Annotated in this window: 22 protein-coding genes; 2 read left to right on the forward strand and 20 right to left on the reverse strand. The window is 42.5% G+C overall.

Annotation, left to right across the window (positions count from 1 at the left end; all coding sequences use genetic code 11):
• Positions 1 to 31: 31 nt before the first annotated feature.
• From lpxB to surE, 3 genes are read right to left on the reverse strand one after another with little or no spacing between them, the layout of a single operon-like run.
• Positions 32 to 1,150, reverse strand: coding sequence for a lipid-A-disaccharide synthase (gene lpxB, locus FEK29_RS04040; protein WP_138257092.1), 1,119 nt, complete (start codon positions 1,148 to 1,150; stop codon positions 32 to 34).
• Position 1,151: 1 nt separating this feature from the next.
• A complete protein-coding gene (locus tag FEK29_RS04045) occupies positions 1,152 to 1,436 on the reverse strand; it encodes a hypothetical protein (protein ID WP_138257093.1) in 285 nt (94 codons plus the stop codon).
• Entirely contained in the window at positions 1,433 to 2,209 is a 777-nt protein-coding gene (gene surE / locus FEK29_RS04050; RefSeq protein ID WP_138257353.1) for a 5'/3'-nucleotidase SurE, read from the reverse strand. Before surE ends, FEK29_RS04045 begins: the two co-directional genes overlap by 4 nt.
• Positions 2,210 to 2,398: 189 nt before the next feature.
• On the opposite strand from surE, the gene FEK29_RS04055 reads away from it, so the two are divergent.
• Complete coding sequence (locus FEK29_RS04055) at positions 2,399 to 4,543, forward strand: carboxy terminal-processing peptidase (RefSeq protein WP_138257094.1); 2,145 nt, start codon at positions 2,399 to 2,401, stop codon at positions 4,541 to 4,543.
• Positions 4,544 to 4,589: 46 nt separating this feature from the next.
• Here FEK29_RS04055 and msrA read toward each other — a convergent pair whose 3' ends face one another.
• The 3 genes from msrA to FEK29_RS17875 are packed head-to-tail and all read right to left on the reverse strand — an operon-like array spanning position 4,590 to position 5,767.
• Positions 4,590 to 5,129, reverse strand: coding sequence for a peptide-methionine (S)-S-oxide reductase MsrA (gene msrA / locus FEK29_RS04060; RefSeq protein WP_138257095.1), 540 nt, complete (start codon positions 5,127 to 5,129; stop codon positions 4,590 to 4,592).
• Positions 5,122 to 5,583: a peptide-methionine (R)-S-oxide reductase MsrB gene (msrB, locus tag FEK29_RS04065; RefSeq protein ID WP_138257096.1), complete on the reverse strand. Its 462-nt coding sequence runs from the start codon at positions 5,581 to 5,583 to the stop codon at positions 5,122 to 5,124. The genes msrA and msrB overlap by 8 nt, the downstream gene beginning before the upstream one ends.
• A 13-nt stretch (positions 5,584 to 5,596) precedes the next feature.
• Positions 5,597 to 5,767: a hypothetical protein gene (locus FEK29_RS17875; protein WP_161595308.1), complete on the reverse strand. Its 171-nt coding sequence runs from the start codon at positions 5,765 to 5,767 to the stop codon at positions 5,597 to 5,599.
• A 65-nt stretch (positions 5,768 to 5,832) separates the two neighbouring features.
• On the opposite strand from FEK29_RS17875, the gene FEK29_RS04070 reads away from it, so the two are divergent.
• Entirely contained in the window at positions 5,833 to 6,645 is an 813-nt protein-coding gene (locus FEK29_RS04070) for a DNA/RNA non-specific endonuclease (protein WP_138257097.1), read from the forward strand.
• Here FEK29_RS04070 and rodA read toward each other — a convergent pair.
• The 14 genes from rodA to miaB form a co-directional block, all read right to left on the reverse strand.
• Positions 6,642 to 7,922 carry a rod shape-determining protein RodA gene (gene rodA / locus FEK29_RS04075; RefSeq protein WP_138257098.1) on the reverse strand — a complete coding sequence of 427 codons (1,281 nt, stop codon included), beginning with the start codon at positions 7,920 to 7,922 and terminating at the stop codon, positions 6,642 to 6,644. The two genes, FEK29_RS04070 and rodA, sit on opposite strands and share 4 nt — an antisense overlap.
• Positions 7,912 to 9,780, reverse strand: coding sequence for a penicillin-binding protein 2 (mrdA, locus tag FEK29_RS04080; RefSeq protein WP_138257099.1), 1,869 nt, complete (start codon positions 9,778 to 9,780; stop codon positions 7,912 to 7,914). Before mrdA ends, rodA begins: the two co-directional genes overlap by 11 nt.
• Complete coding sequence (mreD, locus tag FEK29_RS04085; RefSeq protein ID WP_138257100.1) at positions 9,777 to 10,286, reverse strand: rod shape-determining protein MreD; 510 nt, start codon at positions 10,284 to 10,286, stop codon at positions 9,777 to 9,779. Before mreD ends, mrdA begins: the two co-directional genes overlap by 4 nt.
• Entirely contained in the window at positions 10,276 to 11,097 is an 822-nt protein-coding gene (gene mreC / locus FEK29_RS04090; protein WP_138257101.1) for a rod shape-determining protein MreC, read from the reverse strand. Before mreC ends, mreD begins: the two co-directional genes overlap by 11 nt.
• Positions 11,098 to 11,136: 39 nt before the next feature.
• The gene (locus FEK29_RS04095; protein ID WP_138257102.1) at positions 11,137 to 12,165 is read right to left on the reverse strand and encodes a rod shape-determining protein; all 1,029 of its coding nucleotides are present in this window, start codon (positions 12,163 to 12,165) and stop codon (positions 11,137 to 11,139) included.
• 56 nt (positions 12,166 to 12,221) lie between these two features.
• On the reverse strand, positions 12,222 to 13,754 hold the full coding sequence (gene purH / locus FEK29_RS04100; RefSeq protein WP_138257103.1) for a bifunctional phosphoribosylaminoimidazolecarboxamide formyltransferase/IMP cyclohydrolase: 1,533 nt from the start codon (positions 13,752 to 13,754) through the stop codon (positions 12,222 to 12,224).
• 91 nt (positions 13,755 to 13,845) lie between these two features.
• Positions 13,846 to 14,295, reverse strand: a complete 450-nt coding sequence (locus FEK29_RS04105; protein WP_138257104.1) for a GAF domain-containing protein — start codon at positions 14,293 to 14,295, stop codon at positions 13,846 to 13,848.
• Positions 14,296 to 14,786: 491 nt separating this feature from the next.
• Positions 14,787 to 16,418 (reverse strand): chaperonin GroEL, encoded by a 1,632-nt coding sequence (gene groL, locus FEK29_RS04115; protein WP_138257105.1) that lies wholly within the window; start codon positions 16,416 to 16,418, stop codon positions 14,787 to 14,789.
• A 117-nt stretch (positions 16,419 to 16,535) separates the two neighbouring features.
• Positions 16,536 to 16,814, reverse strand: coding sequence for a co-chaperone GroES (locus FEK29_RS04120; RefSeq protein WP_138257106.1), 279 nt, complete (start codon positions 16,812 to 16,814; stop codon positions 16,536 to 16,538).
• 144 nt (positions 16,815 to 16,958) lie between these two features.
• Complete coding sequence (gene secG, locus FEK29_RS04125; RefSeq protein ID WP_138257107.1) at positions 16,959 to 17,318, reverse strand: preprotein translocase subunit SecG; 360 nt, start codon at positions 17,316 to 17,318, stop codon at positions 16,959 to 16,961.
• A 5-nt stretch (positions 17,319 to 17,323) separates the two neighbouring features.
• On the reverse strand, positions 17,324 to 18,226 hold the full coding sequence (locus FEK29_RS04130) for a hypothetical protein (protein WP_138257108.1): 903 nt from the start codon (positions 18,224 to 18,226) through the stop codon (positions 17,324 to 17,326).
• 2 nt (positions 18,227 to 18,228) lie between these two features.
• A complete protein-coding gene (locus tag FEK29_RS04135; protein ID WP_138257109.1) occupies positions 18,229 to 18,750 on the reverse strand; it encodes an LptE family protein in 522 nt (173 codons plus the stop codon).
• Between the two features lie 71 nt (positions 18,751 to 18,821).
• Entirely contained in the window at positions 18,822 to 20,093 is a 1,272-nt protein-coding gene (locus tag FEK29_RS04140; protein WP_138257110.1) for a sigma-54 interaction domain-containing protein, read from the reverse strand.
• Positions 20,094 to 20,206: 113 nt separating this feature from the next.
• A complete protein-coding gene (gene miaB / locus FEK29_RS04145) occupies positions 20,207 to 21,652 on the reverse strand; it encodes a tRNA (N6-isopentenyl adenosine(37)-C2)-methylthiotransferase MiaB (protein WP_138257111.1) in 1,446 nt (481 codons plus the stop codon).
• Positions 21,653 to 21,771: the final 119 nt, after the last annotated feature.

A 21,771-nucleotide genomic window follows, 5' to 3' on the forward strand; every position in this document is an offset into this window, starting at 1 on the left:
AGAGAATTATTTTGTAACGGACTGGTTTGCACTAGGATTTGGCGTTCGCCACTATGGCCTGTGCGGCATTCTTGCTGGCACCGATCCCGCCCAATTTGTGCCTAAGGTCTTTGTAATCCTTCAGGATTTCTTCTCGTTTTGTTCCGGTCAATATGGCTGATAATTCTTTTCTGAGTCCTACGGTATTTAAGTCGTTTTGAATTAATTCTGTTACCACTTCCTTGTTCATGATAAGGTTCACAAGGGAGATGTATTTTAATGTGATGATCCTCTTTGCAATTTGGTAGGAAATCCAATTGGCCTTGTAGCAAACCACTTGGGGCACCCCAAAAAGCGCTGTTTCCAAGGTGGCCGTTCCACTGGTGACCAATGCTGCCGATGCTATGGAAAGCAGGTCGTAGGTACTGTTTTTTACCATTTTCACATTGTTCCCTTCTAAAAAGGGTACGTAAAATTCGGGTTCCAAACTGGGAGCGCCCGCGATTACAAATTCGTAGCCGGGAAAGTCCTTTGTAATGGACAGCATTACGGAAAGCATTTTTTGTACTTCTTGTTTTCGGCTTCCCGGTAACAAAGCTATTACGGGTTTACCTTGATCGATATCAGAAGATTTTCTAAATTTTGCTTTGTCCAGTTCCGGCCGATCGGTAATGGCATCGATCAACGGGTGGCCAACAAAATTTACGGGATAGCCATGATTCTTTTCGTAAAACTCCTTTTCAAAGGGAAGTATGACATGCATGGCATCGATATCCCTTTTGATCTTTTCGATCCTGCCTTCCCTAGAGGCCCAAATCTGTGGGGAAATATAGTAGTTGGTTTTATAACCATTCTCCTTGGCCCATTTGGCAATCCGTAGGTTGAAACCGGAATAATCTATAAAAACCAGGATATCTGGCTGGAAACTTTCAATATCGGCTTTACAAAAATTGATATTTTTAAAAATGGAACGTAGGTTCATCACTACCTCAAGAAAACCCATAAAGGCCATTTCCTTGTAATGCTTTACAAGGGTTCCGCCGGCCTGTTGCATTAAATCACCGCCCCAACAACGCACTTGAGCATCCGGATCCTCTACCTTAATGGCCTTGATGAGGTTGGAACCGTGCAGGTCTCCGGAGGCCTCTCCCGCTATGATGTAGTACCGCATGCTAGAAAACTTTGTAGTACAGGATTAACAAAGCTGTCAAAATAGTGGCAATCAGCACGCCCTTGGCGCGGTTGTCCCTCTTGATCCTCAAAAACCCGAAGAAGGCGATCAGGTTTAAAATCGCACCTAGGGCCAATAGACTGCCCACATGCCCCTGTGAAACTGCCGCCTGATATGTTTCTGAAATGCTCAGGTCAGAAAATAAAACGATATAAGCCAAGGTTCCAAGGGTATTTGCTATGATACCGACTAAAAATCCAATGGTAAGCTCCTTTTTTATGTTCATTTCAGATTCCAATTATTAATGTCCTGTATCGCATGGTGGGCTGTTAGGTCAAACTGTGTGGGAACCACGGAAATATAGCCGTTGGCCAAGGCCCATTCGTCCGTATCCTCGCCTTTGTCCAAGAGTTCGAATTCGCCCGTCAACCAATAGTAGTCCTTGCCCATTGGATTCGTCCTTTTGTCGAACTTTTCCTTCCAATTTGCTTTTGCCTGTCTACAGACCTTTATTCCTTTTATTTCCTTCTTTGGTAATTTGGGTATGTTCACATTGAGAACCACTCCTTTTGGAATACCGAACTTTAACGCCTCGCGTACAATTTTTTTAACGTATTTCTCCGAAGGGGCGAAGTCCGCCTCCCAATTATAGTCGCACAAGGAAAAACCTATGGCGGGCACCCCTTCTATTCCTGCCTCTATGGCGGCACTCATGGTACCGGAATATATCACGTTTATGGAAGAATTGGACCCATGGTTGATACCGCTGACACAGATATCGGGTTTTCGTTCCAAAAGTTCCTGAAGACCCAATTTTACACAGTCCGCCGGAGTTCCACTGCAACTATACTCCTCCGTACCCGTATGGCTAAGGTCCACTTGCATTTTTTTTGAATATAGGGTGCTGTCCAAGGTAATGGCATGCCCCATACCGGATTGTGGACTGTCCGGAGCGACAACCACAACGTCCCCTATCTCCTTCATGTAGGAGACCAAAGCACGAAGCCCTGGGGCCGTTATTCCGTCATCATTGGTTACCAATATCAAAGGTTTTCCCATGGTACATACTTTCCGGGTCAAAAATACGTTTTTAAATAGGATTTGCCGCTGGGCCCGTTTAACAAAAAATTAATTCCCAGTCCCCCAATTGGCATGGTTTTTTCTTTATCTTAGAGGATTTCGATACAAAAGTTGTCCACATAATCTTCAAATTCAAAGGTTTTGAAAAATAGATTTAAAAATATTTTTATGAAAAGAAATTTAGCCTATGTTCTTACGGTGATGCTGGTGGCGGTAGCCTCCTGTAGTTTTACCAATAAGTCGTTTGAGAATGACGACAAGGACAAACTGTTATTAGATTTGATTACATACGTTCTTGAAAAAGGCCATTACGAGCCAAAGGACATCAATGATGATTTTTCCGTTAGTGTTTTTGAGGACTTCATTGATGTGCTGGATCCCACCAAACGTTATTTTTTGGCTTCGGACATAGCCGATTTTGAACAATATAAGTTTCAAATCGATGATCAAATCAAGAATACGGATATTTCCTTCTTCAATTTGGTGTATGAAAGGTTGATAAAAAGGATGGGCGATGCCAAGGAAATCTATAAAGAGGTGCTTCAACAACCATTCGATTATACCCAAAACGAAAGTATCAGTATCAAGTACGAGGATGAACCTTTTGCCTCCAACAAGGAAGAATTGAAGGAGCGTTGGAGGAAACAACTCAAATATGCCACTCTTGGAACATACGATTCCAAGATTTCACATGCCGAGAAACCGGCCGACGAGGCAGCGGCCGATGACCATGATCACAGCGCACATACCCCCGAGGAGGCAGAAATCGAATCCAGAAAATCTACGGAGGCCACCTTGGACGAGTTTTTCGATTTTGTGGACGATTTGGAGCGCAAGGATTGGTTCGTGCAGTATATCAACACCATAGTGGACGAGTTCGACCCCCATACCTTTTATTTTGCGCCGGACGACAAGGAGAAATTTGACATGAACATGTCCGGGAAATTTGAGGGAATAGGTGCCAGGCTTCAGAAGAAGCCGGAAGGGGCGAAAATTGTTGAAATTATTTCTGGAGGACCCGTTTGGAGGGACCAGCGTTTGGAGGTTGGTGATGAGATCATCAAAGTAGGACAGAACGGGGAAGAACCCATCAACATTGTTGGAATGCGCTTGGATGACGCTATTAAATTGATAAAGGGCCCACAGGGAACCGTAGTCGATCTAACGGTGAGAAAAGTGGATGGATCTTTAGAGGAAATATCCTTGACAAGGGACGTGGTTGAACTGGAGGAGTCCTATGCAAAATCGGCCAACATAATTCGAGGCGATCAAAAATTCGGAATCATCAATCTTCCCAAATTCTATGTGGACTTTGAGGATTATAACGAAAGAAATGCGGCTACGGATGTTGCCAAGGAAGTAGAGCGACTTAAGGAAGAAGGTGCAGAGGGGCTTATTTTGGACCTCAGGGATAACGGTGGCGGATCCTTAAAAACGGTGGTTGAAATGGCCGGCCTGTTTATAAAGGACGGACCCATTGTACAGGTAAGATCGGGCAACAAGCAAAAAGAAGTGTATGACGATAACGATGAGCGAATCCAGTGGGACGGACCTTTGGTAATATTGGTCAACGAACTATCCGCATCAGCATCTGAAATATTGGCCGCCGCCATGCAGGATTATAAAAGGGCCATTGTAATAGGAAGCAAGCAAACCTTTGGAAAAGGAACCGTACAAAATGTAATTCCGTTGGACAATATCGTTCGAAGCAATGAACACGGGGATTTGGGAGCCATTAAATTGACCACCCAAAAGTTTTATAGAATCAATGGAGGTTCTACCCAGTTGGAAGGAGTGAAGAGTGACGTTGTGGTTCCGGATAAGTACAGTTACATAGACCTTGGGGAACGCGATCAGGCAAATCCTTTAAAATGGGATAAAATCACACCAGCTGATTATGAGGTTTGGAACGGATATTTGGATTATGAACAAACCGTGGCCAAGTCTAAAAAGCGAATGGCGAGCAATCCACAGATAAAATTGATAGAGGAGAATGCCAAATGGTTGAAATCCGAACAGGACGAAACTGAAATCTCGTTGAATTACGCCACCTACAAGGAAGAAAAGGAAAAAGACAAGGAGCAGTCCGATTACTTCAAGAATCTATCCGACTATGATTCGAAATTGACTTTCGAGTCCTTGAAGTACGAACAGGAACTCTTTACCCAGGATTCCGTATTACGGGAGAAAAGGGATAGATGGCACAAAAGTTTGGCAAAGGACGTTTACGTGGAAGAAGCGGTGAATGTTCTTGAGGATTTAAAAATGAACAATTTGAAAAATATCAAATTGGCAAGTAGCGCAAAAAATTAGGAAGCAAAACTTACATTTACTAAAAGGCCCCTTAAATAGGGGCTTTTTAGTTTAATTTATTAGCATGTAACTTTCTCAATTTTGCCAATTTTGGGTCGATTACAACTTGGCAATATGCTTGGGAGGGATTGTTTTTATAGTAGTCTTGATGATACTCTTCGGCATCATAAAAAATAGCCATTGGGGTCAATTCCGTAACAATGGGATTTTCATAAAGTCCGGCAACATCTGCCAGCACATGCTCCGCAATTTTTCTCTGATTATCATTGGTATAATAGATTGCGGATCGGTATTGCGTTCCCACATCGGCGCCCTGCCTGTTCAGGGTTGTTGGGTCATGTGTTGTCATAAAGATGTGCAATATATCGTACAAGGTAATCATGGAATTATCGAAAGTTACACGGACCACCTCCGCATGACCGGTTAGACCGGAGCAGATTTCCCTGTAGGTGGGCTTGCCCGGTGCATTTCCTCCCGTATATCCAGATACTACGGATCGAACTCCCTTAATTTCTTGAAATATAGCTTCGGTACACCAAAAGCAACCTCCGCCTACGGTAATAGTTTCCAATTTAATGTCACCCATTATCGTTTTCCTTTGTCATTTTCATGGATTCCGAATTGATGCAATATCGTAGGCCGCTTGGTGGAGGACCATCTGGAAAAACATGTCCTAAATGTGCGTCGCAAGTGTTGCATAGTACTTCCACCCGGGTCATGCCAAAAGAAGTATCCTTACTATACTTGATTGCGTTTTCCTTTATGGGCTGTGTGAAACTTGGCCATCCCGTCCCAGATTCAAATTTGATGCTGGAATCGAATAGGGACGTTCCGCAGCAAATACATTCGTACTTTCCGGCATCGTGTACGCTACACAAGGCTCCGGAATGTGGGGCTTCCGTTCCTTTTTTTCGGGTAATCCTGAATTGTTCCGGTGTCAATAGTTCTTTCCATTCCTTCTCGGATTTTTCTACCCGATTATCCGGAACGGGATTTCCTTTTACTGAAAAATGAATTACATCTTTCCACGTAAGTGCCATAAGTGTCCTTTCTTTAGTCGTTGAAGTGGTTTAAACTTTTAAAACTGGCTAAAAAATCGCAGAATTGCACCCATATTTCGTCTTTTTCTTGCTCCATAGCCCAGCTATGAATCTCAAAAAAGCCTTCATATGGGCACAATGCTTTCAATTTTCGCTTCAATCCAAAAAGTTTAAACCACTTCATTATTAGATGTTTTATAGGTCGGTCTAAACTTGAAAATCTTACAAATTTGTGGTTACCTTTGAAGGATGTCCAGATATCGTAAAAATAGCACTATTTACTCCATTTTAATAGTGATATGCATCGTTGGGTTTTGGGTATTTGAGAACTTTTACACCCCGGATACCTATTCAAGAAACAATGATGAAAATGGCGCAAGTTCCTTTCCTTTGGAGTATTTGCCCAGTTCCACAACCGGCGACATCGTACACCATTCCTATTACTCGCTGTCCTATAACGAACCTTTTGAGCAAGCGGAATGGGTGGCCTATGAATTGGACAAGAAACATTTGACCTATGATGATAGGGACAGGCCCTACTTCATTGAAGATCCCTATGTAAAATCCAAGTCGGCAGATTGGCGCAACTATAGGGGTTCAGGGTACGATAGAGGCCACTTATGTCCGGCCGGTGACCGTAGGTTTTCGGAACAAGCGTATAATGAAACATTTTATACCAGTAATATAAGTCCGCAGGACAAGGACTTCAATGCCGGTGTTTGGAACCGCTTGGAGATGCAAATACGTCAATGGACGAAACGCTACGGAAAAGTGATCGTTATAACGGGCGGCGTTCTGGAACCTGGTTTACAAGAAATAGGGGAGGAAGCTGTTGACGTTCCCAAGAAGTTTTACAAAATAGTAGCTCGTAAGGAAGGGGATAGACTTAAGATTCTTGGGTTCTTGATTCCCGGGGTAGAACAGCAACGGCCCTTGGAAAGCTTTTGTGTGGCGGTGGATAGTATTGAATCCTTAACCGGAATCGACTTTTTCAAGGAGTTGAATACGGGACTTGCGGAAACATTGGAAAGTTCCGTGGCCAGCCACGATTGGAAGTTTTAAAAATTTTCCTTCAATCTGTTGGTGTCCAACTTTAAAAATATAAATAACAAAAGGGTAAAGAAAAGAAGTCCGGAGCCCCCGTAACTGAAAAAGGGTAAGGGAATACCTATGGTAGGTAGAATTCCTATCACCATACCTATATTGATAAAATAATGTACCAAAAGAACCGATATCACACCATAACCGTACATTCTGGAGAACCCATTTTTTTGACGTTCCGCTAAGTAAATCAGTCGTAAAAAGAGGATTGAAAACAAAATGATTACCGTAGCGGTACCCACAAAGCCCCATTCTTCCCCAATGGTAGTGAAAATGTAATCCGTGTCCTGTTCCGGAACAAAATCACCCTTGGTACGAGTTCCTTCCAAAAAACCTTTTCCTGATAGACCTCCAGATTCTATGGCCTTTTCGGACTGATAGGTATTATAGCCAATGGTCTTTCGTATTTCCTCCAATTTTTCTGGGTCTTTTTCCAATCGCAACCATAGGCTAAATCGATTTCTGTGCCGCTGTTCAAAAAGATTATTGAAAACGAAATTCACCGACAGTGAGAAAAGAATAACCACAATAGATCCTATTATGATGGGAATAATGGGAACTTTTAGGGTTTTTCGTTTTAAAAGAAAAAACAAAACGATCAACAGCGATAGCCCAATGGTCAACCAAATGGTCCCGAACATCAGAGTGATTATAAAGATCAAAATCAGTGTAAAGCCTATGCCCAAATAATAAAGCGGGAGTCCTTCCCTAAAAATCACGAATACAAGGGAAAAGAATACGAGGGCACTTCCTGGATCCGGTTGGGGAATGATAAGCAACGCTGGAATAAGTATAATCAATAATGCATACAATTGGTCCTTTACTCGCCTTAGGTCGGTCTGGATATCGCTTAGGTATTTTGCAAGGGCAAGAGCGGTGGAGACTTTTGCCAATTCCGAAGGTTGAAAATTAAAAAAACCCAGGTCGTACCATGAGGTGGCTCCCGCAATGGTTTTGCCAAACACGAACAATCCCAAGAGGGATACCATGGTCAAAAGATAGAATAGACTTGCAAAGCGCTCGTAAAAGTTTGCTTCTAGGGCTAGTACCACGATAATGGTTACTAAGCTAACAATTATAAAAAAAAGCTGTTTCCCAGATCGCGTACTTAAATCAAGAAGGGAGGTTTGTTCATCGCTAAAGGTGCTGGAGTATATGTTGATCCAGCCGATAAAGACCAGTGCTAAGTAAATAAGAATCGTAAGCCAATCTATTCTCCTTAGAACCTTACCAAACACGTTCGTTTATTTTAAATTCCTCACCACTATAAGGTTTGGCATATTCATGTTCCAAGGTCTTCTCCAACATCTTCTTCTCCAAGTCCTTTCTGGTAATTTCGCCTTTCAGGTATTTCTCTATCATTAATGAGGCTATATGACCGGCATACCTAGAACCGAAGTATCCATTTTCAATGTAAACGGCAATGGCAATTTTGGGGTCGTTTACCGGCGCAAATGCCACGAATACCGAGTGGTCCGTTAACTGGGTGCGTACTCCGTCAATCTTGGTGAAATTTTCTGCAGTACCTGTTTTTCCCGCGATTTCGATACCTGGAACCTGTAACCATCGTGCCGTCCCCTTTTTGTAAACATCTGCCATACCTTGCACTACGGGTTCAAAATGTTCCCTATCTATTGTGGTGTACTTGGGCTCCGTGAATTTTGGATCTTTAATATCCTTCCCTTCTATTTTTTTGAGGATATGGGGTGTATAGTAAAAACCACGATTTGCAATGGCCGCTGTCATGTTGGCCAATTGCACTGGGGTCGCCAGGACTTCACCTTGACCAATGGAATTTGAAATGATGTAAGAAGAGCTCCATCTATTGTCCCCGTACCACTTGTCATAATATTCCTTACTGGGGATTCTCCCTTTTTGCCCAAATGGCAGATCATACCCTAGGTAATCGCCCAGTCCGAAACTCTTCATATGGTTTTCCCAAACATCCATGGCATCATCCGTGGTATCGAACTTTTCAAAAATCTTGCGAAAGGTACCTGCGAAATAGGCATTGCAGGATTGGTAAATACCACTGTTCAAATTACGAAGCCCACCACCGCAGTGACAGCCGCGTTTCTTTTTACCTACGTAAAAACCATTATAACATTGAATGGTGGTGGATTCGTCCAAAACCCCCTCCTGTAAGGCAATAAGCGCATTCAAAGTCTTGAAGGGGGATCCTGGTGGTTGTTGCGCGTGAATGGACCTGTCCCATGTTGGATTCGCAATGGTGTCGTTGTAGAGTTCCGTATAGTTTTTGGAACGTTGTCTACCTACCAGTAAGGACGGATCATAGGTAGGCCCCGAAATCATTGTCAATATTTCACCCGTTGCAGGTTCAAGCGCAACGATACCACCACGTTTGCCTACCATCAATCGTTCACCATATTCCTGTAGGGTCTTGTCCAAAGTAACGCTTATCTGTTTTCCTTGCTCTGGAAGGGTATCCAGTGAACCATTTTTGTACGGACCAATGTCACGGTTAAATCGATCTTTTTGAATATACTGCACCCCTTTTCTTCCTCTCAATAGTTCCTCGTAGTACCTTTCAACCCCGGTTCTACCTCTAAGCTCCCCTTGTATGTAATATTTGTTTTTTGCCAAGTCCCCTTCGTTTACCTCACTGATATAGCCCAACACGTTTGCCGCACTGGGCGTATCATAATATCTTAAGGAACGCTTTTGTATGTAGAAGCCTTTGTACTTGCGCATTTTCTCCTGCAATTTGGCATAGTCTTCCTTTGAGAGTTGAGGGACCAGTACGGAGGGCAGCCTGGGGGAATATACCCTGGCCTTGGTCAGCTTTTCTACGAATGTATCGGTATCGATACCCAGCATTTCGCAGAATTCAAGGGTATCCAAAGGTTGTACTTCACGGGGTATGACCATGACATCATAAGCAGGGTCGTTACCTACCAGGAGATTACCGTTCCTATCGTAGATATAACCTCTTTCTGGATAGGTGTAAACCCTTTTTATACTTGGGTCTTCAATAACCTGATCGGGAGAGAAGCTGAATATCTGTAAATAGGACAGCCTACCTAAAAAGGTAATTCCTATGATTACGATAATCGATGAAAGTAAGACTCTTCTCATTCCTTCCTGGTACTGAACAATGAACTAAACAATAAGCACAAAATAATGGATGCCGTCCCAATAGCGATACTTTTTTTGAAGATCAGCAAGACATTCGCAAAACTAAAAATCTCCAGCGTAAAGTATATAACGTGATGAACCACAATTAATAACGCTAAAAAGGTGAATTGTTGTGCCTTGGTAGCACTATTTAACTTAAAACTTTGAAACTCATAATTCACACCAAAAACGAACCGCATAATTGAAGGTCTTAAATAGGCTATGGTGACCGTAGCCGCTGCATTCAAGGCCATGGTATCCGAGAAAACATCGATTAAAAGACCGAGTAAAAAGCAAATCAAAATAAAGGTAGTCCTGTTCTTTTTTATAGGGTACCAATAAAGAAACAAAACATAGACCATAGGATTTATAAAACCAAAGAAGTTCAACCTATTGAATACAAGTACTTGTACCAAAATCAATAGCACGAACCTTAAAACGTTTATAAAGAAAGTGCTATTGATCATTTGATTCCGTTTCTTCCTGAAGTTCCAAAATTTCCTCCCTGTTCAGGTTTTTTATGATATAGACATTGTTGATATTGGTCATGTCATTAAAGAGGGAAACATCTATGCGATAAAAGTTCTTGGAGGTGTCCAAGTCGAATTTTTTTATAATCCCAATGGGAATATTTTCGGGGAAAATACTGCTCATAGCCCCTGTTACAATCGTGTCTCCAATGGTGAGCTGAACCAATCTTGGAATATCAATAAGCTGCACCGTGTTATAGTCCTTGGAATCCCATATCAAGGAACCAAAGTGGTTGGAATTTTTGATTTTGGCATTGATGTTGGATTTTTCGTTCAGGATGCTCTGAACTGTAGAAAATCCGTTGGATGTATTTTCTACGATACCAAGTATCCCTCTGGTAGTGATAACGCCCATATCCTGTTCCACGCTATCCTTCCTGCCTTTGTTTATGGTAATGTAGTTACGTTGGTCAGCATAGCTGTTCTTTATAACCCTTCCACGTACCACCAAATAATTACGCTCCAAGGAATCCAAAGGTTGGATGGCTTCGGGTTTTTTGTTGTAAAGCTGATAGCGCAATCGCTGGTTTTCCCGTAAAAGCCTCTCGTTTTCCTCCCTTAGGCCAAAATATGAGGTTGTGTTATCAAAAAAAGCGTAGATGGTGCCCGAAACGTAATTGGCCGAGTTCAGAAACCGGGATTGATGATAGGAATGGGACTGAAACGTAAAAACTAGGGAAATGAATAGCAACAAAAGGTATAACAGGAATATCTTATACCGAATCAGAAAATTTATAATCTGTTGCATTCACTTCTAAATTTTCACTTAAGGATTCTAAATTGGTAATTACTTTATCAATATGCTCTTATATCTTTCCAGGTTTTTTAGGGCGATACCGGTTCCGCGAACTACAGCCCGTAGTGGATCTTCTGCGATGTACACGGGCAAATCGGTCTTTTGTGAAAGTCTTCTGTCCAATCCTCGCAACATAGACCCGCCACCGGCCAAGTAAATTCCAGTATTGTAGATGTCGGCCGCCAATTCCGGTGGTGTTTGGGATAAGGTTTCCATGACCGCATCCTCCACCCTCAAAATGGACTTGTCCAAGGCCTTGGCAATTTCCCTATAGGAGATTTGTACCTGTTTTGGTTTTCCAGTCAAAAGGTCCCTTCCCTGTACGGATTTTTCCTCAGGGGGAGATTGAAGGTCTTCCGTTGCCGAACCGATTTCAATTTTTATGGCCTCCGCTGTACTTTCGCCCACATACAGGTTATGTTGGGTTCGCATATAATAGATAATGTCATTGGTGAAGACGTCACCTGCAATCTTTACGGACTTATCACAAACGATTCCACCCAAAGCAATCACTGCAATCTCCGTGGTACCTCCACCTATATCCACGATCATATTGCCCTTTGGCTGCATGATGTCCAAACCGATACCTATCGCCGCAGCCATAGGTTCATGTATTAAATAAACCTCTTTTCCGTTTACCCTTTCCGCAGACTCCTTTACGGCCCGCATCTCAACTTCCGTAATGCCCGATGGTATACAAATGACCATTCTTAGGGCAGGTGGGAACCATTTTTTCTTAAGTGCCGGAATGTTCTTTATGAACATATTGATCATCTTTTCAGATGCATCAAAATCCGCAATCACACCATCCTTTAAGGGCCTAATGGTCTTTATGTTTTCATGGGTCTTTCCTTGCATCATGTTGGCCTCTTTACCAACGGCAATTATTTTTCCACTGATTCTGTCCCTTGCAACGATAGAAGGACTGTCTACCACGACCTTGTCCATGTGGATGATTAAGGTGTTAGCCGTACCTAAATCGATGGCTATTTCCTCGGTCAAGAAGTCAAAAAATCCCATATAATACTGTTTGGTTATGGATTAGGGGGTGCAATACATCGACAAAAGTAGTAAAATTAATGCTTAAAATGACGTGTGCCGGTCATCACCATTGAAATTCCATTTTCGTTGCAATAATCGATACTTAGCTGGTCTTTAATAGAGCCACCAGGCTGTATTACGCTGGTAATACCGGCCTTGTCCGCTATCTCCACACAATCTGGAAACGGGAAGAAAGCGTCACTGGCCATAACGGCTCCCTTTAGGTCGAAATTAAAGGAGTTTGCCTTGTGAATGGCCTGGTTCAGGGCATCCACCCTAGAGGTCTGGCCCGTTCCGCTAGCACATAGCTGTTTGTTCTTTGCCAAAACGATTGTGTTCGATTTTGTGTGTTTGCAGATTTTGGAGGCGAACAATAGGTCTTCAAGTTCCCTTTCGCTTGGTTTTGAATGGGTAGCGTTTGTCAAATCCGATGCTGTATCGGTTTTATGGTCTTTTTCCTGAAGTAGGATTCCGTTCAAGCAAGTGCGCACTTGCATTTCTGGCATAGCTACCTCGTTCTGTACCAAAATGATTCGGTTCTTCTTTCCCTTAAGTATTTCCAAAGCATCCGCATCATAGCCTGGCGCAATAACCACTTCGCAAAAAAGTTCATGGATTTCCTTGGCAGTATCCTTGTCTATTTTTTGGTTGCAGATCAATACACCGCCAAAAGCGGAAACCGGATCTCCGGCCAATGCATCGATATAGGCTTGGTGCAAGGTCTCCCTTTGTGCCAATCCACAGGCATTGTTGTGCTTTAGAATAGCGAATGTTGGGGCCTCGTTCATGAACTCGAGCATCAAGTTTACCGCCGCATCCACATCTAGCAGGTTATTGTAGGAGAGTTCCTTGCCATGCAGCTGGGAGAACATAGCATTAAAATCTCCAAAGAAGAATCCTATTTGATGTGGGTTTTCCCCGTACCGCAATACCTTTCCTTGCGTCTCGCTTACTTTTAGGGCTGCAATATCATGGTTCTTGTTGAAATAGTTGAAAATTGCGGAATCATAGTGGGAAGAAACGTTGAACGACTTTGCTGCGAATTTCTTGCGATCTTCCAACGTGGTCGCCCCTTCGTTTTTGGATATAATTTCCAAAAACTCGGCATAATCCTCCATGGAAGAAACACATATTACGTCCTTATAGTTCTTGGCAGCCGCTCTTATCAATGAGATACCTCCAATGTCAATTTTTTCAATGATATCTTGTTCCGATGCGCCACTGGCCACCGTTTTTTCAAAGGGATACAGGTCCACGATTACGATATCCAATTGGGGAATGTCATATTCCTTCAGTTGTGCCACGTCGCTTTCATTGTCCTGTCTATTGAGAATCCCACCAAAAACCTTGGGGTGCAGGGTTTTGACCCTTCCGCCTAATATGGAAGGATAGCTCGTCACGTCCTCAACGGGTATGACATCGATTCCCAAATCCTTTATGAACTTTTCGGTTCCTCCCGTGGAATATATGGTAATACCAAGTTCTTGAAATTTTCTCACGATAGGTTCCAGACCATCTTTGTGGAATACTGAAATTAAGGCCGAGGAGGCTTTTTTTGAGCGACTCATTATAGGATACTTATGGGTTTGATTAAGGCAACAAAAGTACCCTTTTTAGGAGTAAAAAGAGGTCGAGTTTATCAACAAAAAAAGGAAAGTTTTAAAGAATTTTAGCGACCTCCCCGTTCACGAATTCCAAAAATCGTTCATCATCTTCGGTGAAGGGATCCAAGGTATTGGAATCGATATCGATTTGCCCAATATTTTTGCCGTTGACGAACAAGGGTACAACGATTTCTGATTTGACGGTGATGCTGCAGGCAATGTAATTGTCCTGGGCCTTTACATCGGGTACCACAAAGTTTTGGTTGCTTACTGCCACCTGTCCACAAATGCCCTTTCCAAAAGGAATGACAGTATGGTCCGTAGGTGCACCTGCATAGGGCCCCAACTTTAATTCCTCTTTATCACCGTTCTTAAAATAAAAACCCACCCAATCATAATGTGCTACTTCTTTTTTTAGTAGTTCGCACACTTCCTGAAGTTTTGCATCCACATCATTTTTGGATTTTAAAATTGATAGGACCTTGGGTTGTAAAGAAGTAAACATATTCGACTTTTTTTGGCAAAATTGGGGTTAAACAATTAGAATTACAATCGATTTGGCTTAATTTTTTGAAACATTAAAATGCTATATAAATAACAGTAAATCAAAATCTTAAAAGTGTGTTTCCAGTGAGATAAATCAATTTTAGTTAATATTTTCTTAACAAAAATATTATGGATCAGAATCTGAAATACATTCGTGTAAATTTCTATAAATTAGATTTCAATGGCACAAGCAAAATCAGCTGGTAAGCCAGCTGCAAAGCCTTCACCAGCTAAGGCTGGCAAAAAGGCTGCTCCAAAAGCTGCTCCTAGAAAGAAGTAGCCGTGTTCGGACCTATGGGATAGGCCCTTACCTTTGGAAAAAGAAACCACCTTCTGTAAAGAAAGAAGGTGGTTTTTTTATGGCTTAGAAACAAAGAAGCCGTTCAAAACTTAGCTTTTTGAACGGCTTTTTTTGGTTATCTAAGTCCCCTTTTGGGATTTAGGGGCTTATTACATCATGCCTGGCATACCGCCGCCGCCCATTGGAGGACCTGCAGGAGCATCTTCCTTAATGTCAGTTAAGGCACATTCCGTAGTCAAGATCATTCCTGAAACAGAAGCTGCATTTTCCAAAGCAACCCTTGTCACTTTTTTGGGGTCTATGATACCTGCTTTCATCATTTCAACAAATTGATCCGACTTGGCGTCATATCCATAATCACCTTTTCCTTCCAAGATTTTGGCGACTACAACGGATCCTTCACCTCCTGCATTTTCTACGATGGTCCTTAGTGGTGCTTCAATGGCCCTGGCTACAATTTGAAGACCAGTAGCTTCGTCGTCGTTTTCAGTGCTAACTTTTGCCAGCACCGATTTCGCTCGTACCAAAGCAACACCACCACCGGCTACTATACCTTCTTCAACGGCAGCCCTTGTAGCGTGCAAGGCATCGTCCACGCGGTCTTTTTTCTCTTTCATCTCAACCTCGGAAGCTGCACCTACGTAAAGAACGGCAACACCACCAGCCAATTTTGCCAAACGCTCCTGTAGCTTTTCTTTATCGTAATCAGAAGTGGTGGTCTCGATTTGAGATTTAATTTGGTTTACCCTTGCTTTGATATCTTTGGCAACACCACCACCGTTTACGATAGTCGTGTTGTCCTTATCGATCTGTACTTTTTCACAAGTACCCAGCATATCGATGGTTGCATTGTCCAAGGAGAAGCCTCTTTCTTCTGAAATAACGGTACCTTTTGTTAGGATGGCGATATCCTCCAACATTGCTTTTCTTCTGTCTCCAAAACCTGGTGCTTTCACTGCGGCAATTTTTAGAGATCCTCTTAATTTGTTCACTACCAAGGTAGCCAAAGCTTCACCGTCAACGTCCTCGGCAATGATTAAAAGAGGTTTACCAGACTGGGCAACTGGTTCCAATACAGGAAGCAAATCCTTCATGGAAGAGATTTTCTTATCGAACAATAGGATGTAAGGGTTATCCAATTCCGTAACCATTTTTTCTGAATCGGTTACAAAGTATGGGGACAGGTATCCTCTGTCAAACTGCATACCTTCTACAACATCCACATAGGTGTCCGTTCCTTTGGCTTCCTCAACAGTAATTACCCCTTCCTTACCAACTTTGCCAAAAGCCTGTGCTATCAAATCCCCGATAGCATCATCGTTATTGGCCGAAATAGATGCAACTTGCTTGATTTTTTCAGATGAATCTCCCACTTTTTTGGCCTGTTTTGCCAAGTTTTCAACAATAGCTTCCACGGCTTTGTCGATACCTCTTTTCAAATCCATTGGGTTTGCTCCGGCAGCAACGTTTTTAAGTCCTTCCTTAACAATTGCTTGGGCAAGAACGGTAGCGGTAGTAGTCCCATCACCGGCCAAATCGTTTGTTTTGGAAGCGACCTCTTTTACCATTTGGGCACCCATATTCTCTAGGGCATTTTCCAATTCAATTTCTTTTGCTACGGTCACACCATCTTTTGTTACTTGTGGAGCTCCAAAGGATTTACTGATAATTACGTTCCTTCCTTTTGGTCCCAAAGTTACCTTTACAGCATTCGCCAATGCATCCACGCCTCTTTTGAGTCCGTCTCTTGCATCGATATCAAATTTTATGTCTTTTGCCATGTCTTTATTTTTTTAGCTTTTTGATCAAAGGCCATTTGCCTTCAAACCTTATTAAAATTTTCTATTAAACTTTCTTTGATTGGGCCAAAGGCCAATGGCCATTGGCGAGGGTGTCATTTATATGATCGCTAAAATGTCACTTTCGCGCATCATCAGGTAATCGGAACCTTCCAACTTTAATTCCGTACCGGCATACTTTCCATAAAGAACGGTATCACCAACCTTAACAGTAACTTTTTCGTCCTTGGTACCAGGTCCAACGGCAACTACTTTACCTCTCTGTGGTTTTTCTTTTGCCGTGTCCGGAATGTATATACCTGACGCAGTTTTTGTTTCAGCTGCCATTGGCTCTATAAGAACTCTATCAGCCAATGGTTTGATATTAATTTTAGCCATAATATTAAAATTTTAAATTGATTTTTTAAGTTTCACACAGTATAGGCAGAAATTATGCCATTGCCTAAAAACTGACACATTGTAAAAACAAAAATGCCAGCTTGTCACAAAGCTGGCATTTTATATCTATTTTTTGAGTCTTGATTACAAGCTGTCGTTTGCTGCAGGCTCATTTGTGGCAGGTGGGGTAACTTCCTCCGGCAATGTCTCCGGAACGGTAGTCTCAAAATCATCGCCCTGTAACAATTTGGAATCCGCATCGCCAAAGTTTCCTTTTAGGGCAATGTTGGAAGCCAAAATCAATACCACCAGCAAGCCGGCCAACGTCCAGGTGCTCTTGTCCAAAAAGTCACCGGTCTTCTTTACGCCTCCCACAACTTGATTTCCACCACCACCAAAAGAAGACGATAACCCTCCACCTTTGGGGTTCTGTACCATAATTACCAATACCAATAAAAAGCAAACTATGATAATCAGTATCAGGAATATTGAAAATGTACTCATTATAATTACTTGTTTTCTTGTTGAATTTTTTGCACCGATTTTATTCGGTCTGCAAAGAAACTACTTTTTTCCGGATATTTCAAACTTAAAATTTTGTAGGCCTGTATGGCTTTTTTGTATTTTTTTTGCTCCAGATAGACCCTTGCCAAAGTCTCCGTCATCAATTCATTTTTGTCGATTTTGATGGAGTCCTTGGGATTGAAGGTTGTCTTGATATCTTCCTTGGGAACTATTTTTGGATTCTCCGCAATGAACTTATCGATGCGTGCGAATTTATGTTTTTTAGGGTCGGTTTTTTTGGCGGGCTTTTCCTGTGTAGTTTCTTTTGTTTGTTCCTTTTCTTTGGACGTTCCTACTCTTTCTTCCCTGTCGATTTTTTTCTTGGAAGCTAATTGAAGCCATTCCGTAAAGGAATATTTTTCCTTTTTGTCAAAGTCAAGTGGCTTGCCCATGTCCAAGGACTTGGCCTCTTTTTTTAGTTCTTCTGAGGGTTCCTTGGTGGTGAAAATATCGGGGTCTAAAATGTGTTCCGCGTCATGGATATCCTGTGGTAAGGGTTTATCTTCTGATTCTTCGATCAGTTGTTTTTCATTTTTGGATATAACAGGCAGTTCATAAGACGCTTCATTTTCGGCAGCCTCCTTGGGGGTAGGCGCATCATAGTTTAGAAAGTCCTTAGAGGTTATAAAATCAAAAAGTACGTCCCTATTCGCAGTATAAGCCGCCGTAATCTTTAAGTTCTTATTGTATTTGTAACTGTTGAGGTTTTTTAACCCCTTTAAATGCAGTGCCCTGGCCGCCTGAAAATACGGATATTCCGCAATGATATCTTCCAATTGCTTGGTCTGCAACGGGTCCACAACTTTGTTGGGATGCTCAAGGAAATATGTAAAATCCGTAATTGTCATGGTTACCAATCTGCCAAGGAAGCGTTAAAAATATCTTGGGTGATACGTTCAAAAATGACTTCGTGAGCTTCGTCCTTTACCGCAGCTAACTGTACGTTGGCGGGATAGTCATAAAAAAAGGAAAAACTCTGGTCAAAATCCGCATCCGGATTGTTCCTGTTGTAAAATCTTGCTTTCACCCTTATGGAAAGTCGGTTTTGGGCCGCGGTCTGTTGCGCCGTGGCCGCCATGGGCGAAATTCGATATTCCGTTATCTCACCTTCGTACAATAAATCGGCATTCCCATTGTTCACCAGATCCAAACTCGACTGATCCAATATCCTATTCTGTAAGGCCTGGGTGAAATCCCGGTCCATTCCCGGCTCAAATATGGAACCTGGACTTTGCGTGGCATAATTCTGAAAATAGTTTACCTGAAAGGTTTCCGCGTCTATGGGTCCTGCCCCCGTGAAATTATAAATACCACAGCTGCTCGCCAAAAAGAAGGGCAGTAGGAGCCAAATTAATTTTTTAAGTGTGTCCAAGATTTTAATTTGTTTCAGGTTTCAGGTTTCAGGTTTCCGTTTCTTCGGTCGTTTTTCCTTGCTTTCTCAAATCAAAGATCGTATTGCTTTATTTTTCTGTACAAGGTGCGTTCCGATATTCCCAGTTCCGAGGCAGCGGCCTTTCTTTTGCCCCTATTTCTGTCCAGGGACTTTTTTATCAGTTCAATTTCCTTTTCCTGTAAAGATAAGGTTTCCTCTTCCTCAATTTCCTCCGCAAAATGATATTTGTCCTCCTGGGGCATAGGAGTGTAGGTCCTGTCTACCTTGGGCTCCGGAAGACTTAGCACTTCCAGGGAAGAGACTTCCTGTTCCTCTATTTCCTCCTCTTGTTTATCGCCATAGATCTTGCGTATGAGGTTTTCATTTTCCTTTTGCACTTTTTGGCTGTCATTGTTCTTCAAGAGTTCCATGGTCAACTTTTTAAGGTCGTTGAGATCGCCCTTCATGTCGAACAACACTTTGTACAAAATTTCACGTTCATTGCTGAAATCGCTTTCGGACTTTTTATTACTGACAACGGCCGGAAGGTTATTGCCCACATTATGTGGCAGGTAACCATGGAGCGTTGCAGCATCTATGGAGCGGTTTTCTTCCAATACGGAGACCTGTTCCGCTATGTTTCTAAGTTGACGGATGTTTCCCGGCCATCTATATTTTAACAACAAATCTACGGCACTGTCCTCCAAACGGATGGTGGGCATCTTGTACTTTTGTCCAAAATCCGAAGCAAATTTTCGGAACAACAGATGGATATCCTCCTGCCGTTCCCGCAAGGGAGGAATATTGATTTCCACCGTACTTAACCTGTAATATAGATCTTCCCTAAATTTTTCCTTTTTTATGGCCTCGAACATGTTCACATTGGTCGCGGCCACAATACGAACGTTGGTTTTCTGGACTTGGGAGGAACCTACCTTCAAAAATTCGCCATTTTCCAAAACCCGAAGTAATCGCACTTGTGTCGTTAGGGGAAGTTCACCAACCTCATCCAGGAAAATAGTACCTCCGTCCGCCACTTCAAAATAACCGCTCCTTGTTTGGGTAGCTCCGGTAAAGGCGCCCTTTTCGTGTCCAAACAGTTCACTGTCGATTGTACCTTCAGGAATGGCCCCGCAGTTTACGGCGATGTACTTGGCGTGCTTTCTGTGCGAGAGGGAGTGAATGATTTTGGGAATGGATTCCTTGCCCACACCACTTTCTCCCGTTACCAAAACGGATATATCCGTAGGCGCTACCTGAATAGCCTTCTCAATTGCGCGGTTCAGTTTAGGGTCCTGACCAATGATTTCAAATCGTTGTTTTATACTTTGTATACTTTCCATAAACTCGATAATCGAGATTAAAATATTCCGATATTTCAGTCGGAATAAAACTTGAATTATTTATAGGTTCTCCCTTAGGTTGCCCAGAATACCTATGCTATTCCGTTTTCAACTCAATTATTGTGTGAGTATCCAACGGCTTTGCCCAATAAGGTAGCTGATGTGCAATCCTGCATTTCCACCATTACATATTCCCCCACCTTATAATGTTCCTTGGGAAAAACGGCCACGGTGTTTTGCGAGGTTCTTCCCATCCAATGCGCATCGGACTTCCTGGAAGTGCCTTCGACCAACACCTCTTTTGTCTTCCCTAGATTGGCCTTAATCCGTTCCAAGGAATGCTGTCTTTGCAATTCGATGATTTCCGTTAGCCTACGTTTTTTTGTCTCTTCGGGTACATCGTCCCTTAGCTTACGTTCTGCCAAGGTTCCCGGTCTTTCAGAATAGGCGAACATGAATCCGTAGTCATATTTCACATATTCCATCAGAGTAAGGGTATTTTGGTGGTCTTCCTCGTTTTCCGTGGGGAATCCCGCGATCATGTCCTGTGAAATCCCACAATCGGGAATTATGTTCCTGATGTTATCAATAAGTTCAAAATACTCTTCCCGGGTATGCAGGCGGTTCATCGCCTTTAAAATCCGATTGCTTCCGCTTTGCACCGGAAGATGGATGTAATTACAAATATTTTCGTATTTTGCCATGGTATGGATGACGTCCAAGGTCATATCCTGCGGATTCGAAGTGGAAAACCTGATTCTCATTTTTGGCTGTGCCAACGCCACTTTTTCCAATAACTGGGAAAAGTTCACCGCCATGGCCTGCTCCATTTCTGTGGCTTTTTTAAAGTCCTTTTTCAAGCCTCCACCGTACCAGAGATAACTGTCCACATTTTGTCCCAATAGGGTCACTTCCTTGAACCCCTTGTCCCATAGATCGTTGATTTCTTCAATAATGGATTGTGGATCTCTACTTCGTTCCCTTCCACGTGTAAAGGGAACCACACAAAAGGTACACATATTGTCGCACCCCCTGGTAATGGAAACAAAGGCGGTAACTCCGTTGGAGTTCAAGCGCACAGGCGCGACATCCCCATAGGTCTCGTCCTTGGAGAGTATGACATTTACGGCATTCCTACCTTCATCAATTTCTTGAATGAGGTTTGGCAAGTCCTTGTATGCATCCGGACCAACCACCATATCCACAATTTTTTCCTCTTCCAAAAACTGATGCTTCAATCGTTCCGCCATGCATCCCAAGACACACACCTTTAAATGCGGCCGGTCCTTTTTGATGGCGTTGAACTTTTCAAGTCGCTTGCGAACGGTCAGTTCAGCTTTTTCGCGTATGGAACAAGTGTTCACCAACACCAAATCCGCATCCTCCAAATTTTGTGTGGTGTTGAACCCTTCCTGGGCCAGAATGGAGGCTACGATTTCACTGTCTGAAAAATTCATCTGACAGCCATAACTCTCTATGTATAAATTCCTTTTGTTTTTGATGTTAGCTTGGGTCCTTAGCGCGGAACCTTGCACGCTTTCGTCAATTATTTTCTCCATAATGCCTCCAAATACCATTAAATATTGGGTGGGCAAAGATAGCATTATATTCAAAAATATGACAAGATGACAGTTTAATTTAGCTTTAATTTATAGTTTGAATTATTATAAATGGAATG

Source organism: Maribacter aurantiacus, from assembly GCF_005780245.1.
GTDB lineage: Bacteria > Bacteroidota > Bacteroidia > Flavobacteriales > Flavobacteriaceae > Maribacter > Maribacter flavus.

Bases quoted from the DNA above. Each gene is read 5' to 3' on its own strand.
- FEK29_RS04045 (WP_138257093.1), bottom strand. From the start codon at position 1,436: ATGAACATAAAAAAGGAGCTTACCATTGGATTTTTAGTCGGTATCATA.
- groL (WP_138257105.1), bottom strand. From the start codon at position 16,418: ATGGCAAAAGACATAAAATTTGATATCGATGCAAGAGACGGACTCAAA.
- msrB (WP_138257096.1), bottom strand. From the start codon at position 5,583: ATGGCACTTACGTGGAAAGATGTAATTCATTTTTCAGTAAAAGGAAAT.
- FEK29_RS04140 (WP_138257110.1), bottom strand. From the start codon at position 20,093: ATGGAAAGTATACAAAGTATAAAACAACGATTTGAAATCATTGGTCAG.
- FEK29_RS04055 (WP_138257094.1), top strand. From the start codon at position 2,399: ATGAAAAGAAATTTAGCCTATGTTCTTACGGTGATGCTGGTGGCGGTA.
- FEK29_RS04130 (WP_138257108.1), bottom strand. From the start codon at position 18,226: ATGACAATTACGGATTTTACATATTTCCTTGAGCATCCCAACAAAGTT.
- mreD (WP_138257100.1), bottom strand. From the start codon at position 10,286: ATGATCAATAGCACTTTCTTTATAAACGTTTTAAGGTTCGTGCTATTG.
- FEK29_RS04070 (WP_138257097.1), top strand. From the start codon at position 5,833: ATGTCCAGATATCGTAAAAATAGCACTATTTACTCCATTTTAATAGTG.
- FEK29_RS04120 (WP_138257106.1), bottom strand. From the start codon at position 16,814: ATGGCTAAAATTAATATCAAACCATTGGCTGATAGAGTTCTTATAGAG.
- mreC (WP_138257101.1), bottom strand. From the start codon at position 11,097: ATGCAACAGATTATAAATTTTCTGATTCGGTATAAGATATTCCTGTTA.
- FEK29_RS04095 (WP_138257102.1), bottom strand. From the start codon at position 12,165: ATGGGATTTTTTGACTTCTTGACCGAGGAAATAGCCATCGATTTAGGT.
- mrdA (WP_138257099.1), bottom strand. From the start codon at position 9,780: ATGAGAAGAGTCTTACTTTCATCGATTATCGTAATCATAGGAATTACC.
- FEK29_RS17875 (WP_161595308.1), bottom strand. From the start codon at position 5,767: ATGAAGTGGTTTAAACTTTTTGGATTGAAGCGAAAATTGAAAGCATTG.
- lpxB (WP_138257092.1), bottom strand. From the start codon at position 1,150: ATGCGGTACTACATCATAGCGGGAGAGGCCTCCGGAGACCTGCACGGT.
- FEK29_RS04105 (WP_138257104.1), bottom strand. From the start codon at position 14,295: ATGTTTACTTCTTTACAACCCAAGGTCCTATCAATTTTAAAATCCAAA.
- miaB (WP_138257111.1), bottom strand. From the start codon at position 21,652: ATGGAGAAAATAATTGACGAAAGCGTGCAAGGTTCCGCGCTAAGGACC.
- secG (WP_138257107.1), bottom strand. From the start codon at position 17,318: ATGAGTACATTTTCAATATTCCTGATACTGATTATCATAGTTTGCTTT.
- msrA (WP_138257095.1), bottom strand. From the start codon at position 5,129: ATGGGTGACATTAAATTGGAAACTATTACCGTAGGCGGAGGTTGCTTT.
- purH (WP_138257103.1), bottom strand. From the start codon at position 13,754: ATGAGTCGCTCAAAAAAAGCCTCCTCGGCCTTAATTTCAGTATTCCAC.
- surE (WP_138257353.1), bottom strand. From the start codon at position 2,209: ATGGGAAAACCTTTGATATTGGTAACCAATGATGACGGAATAACGGCC.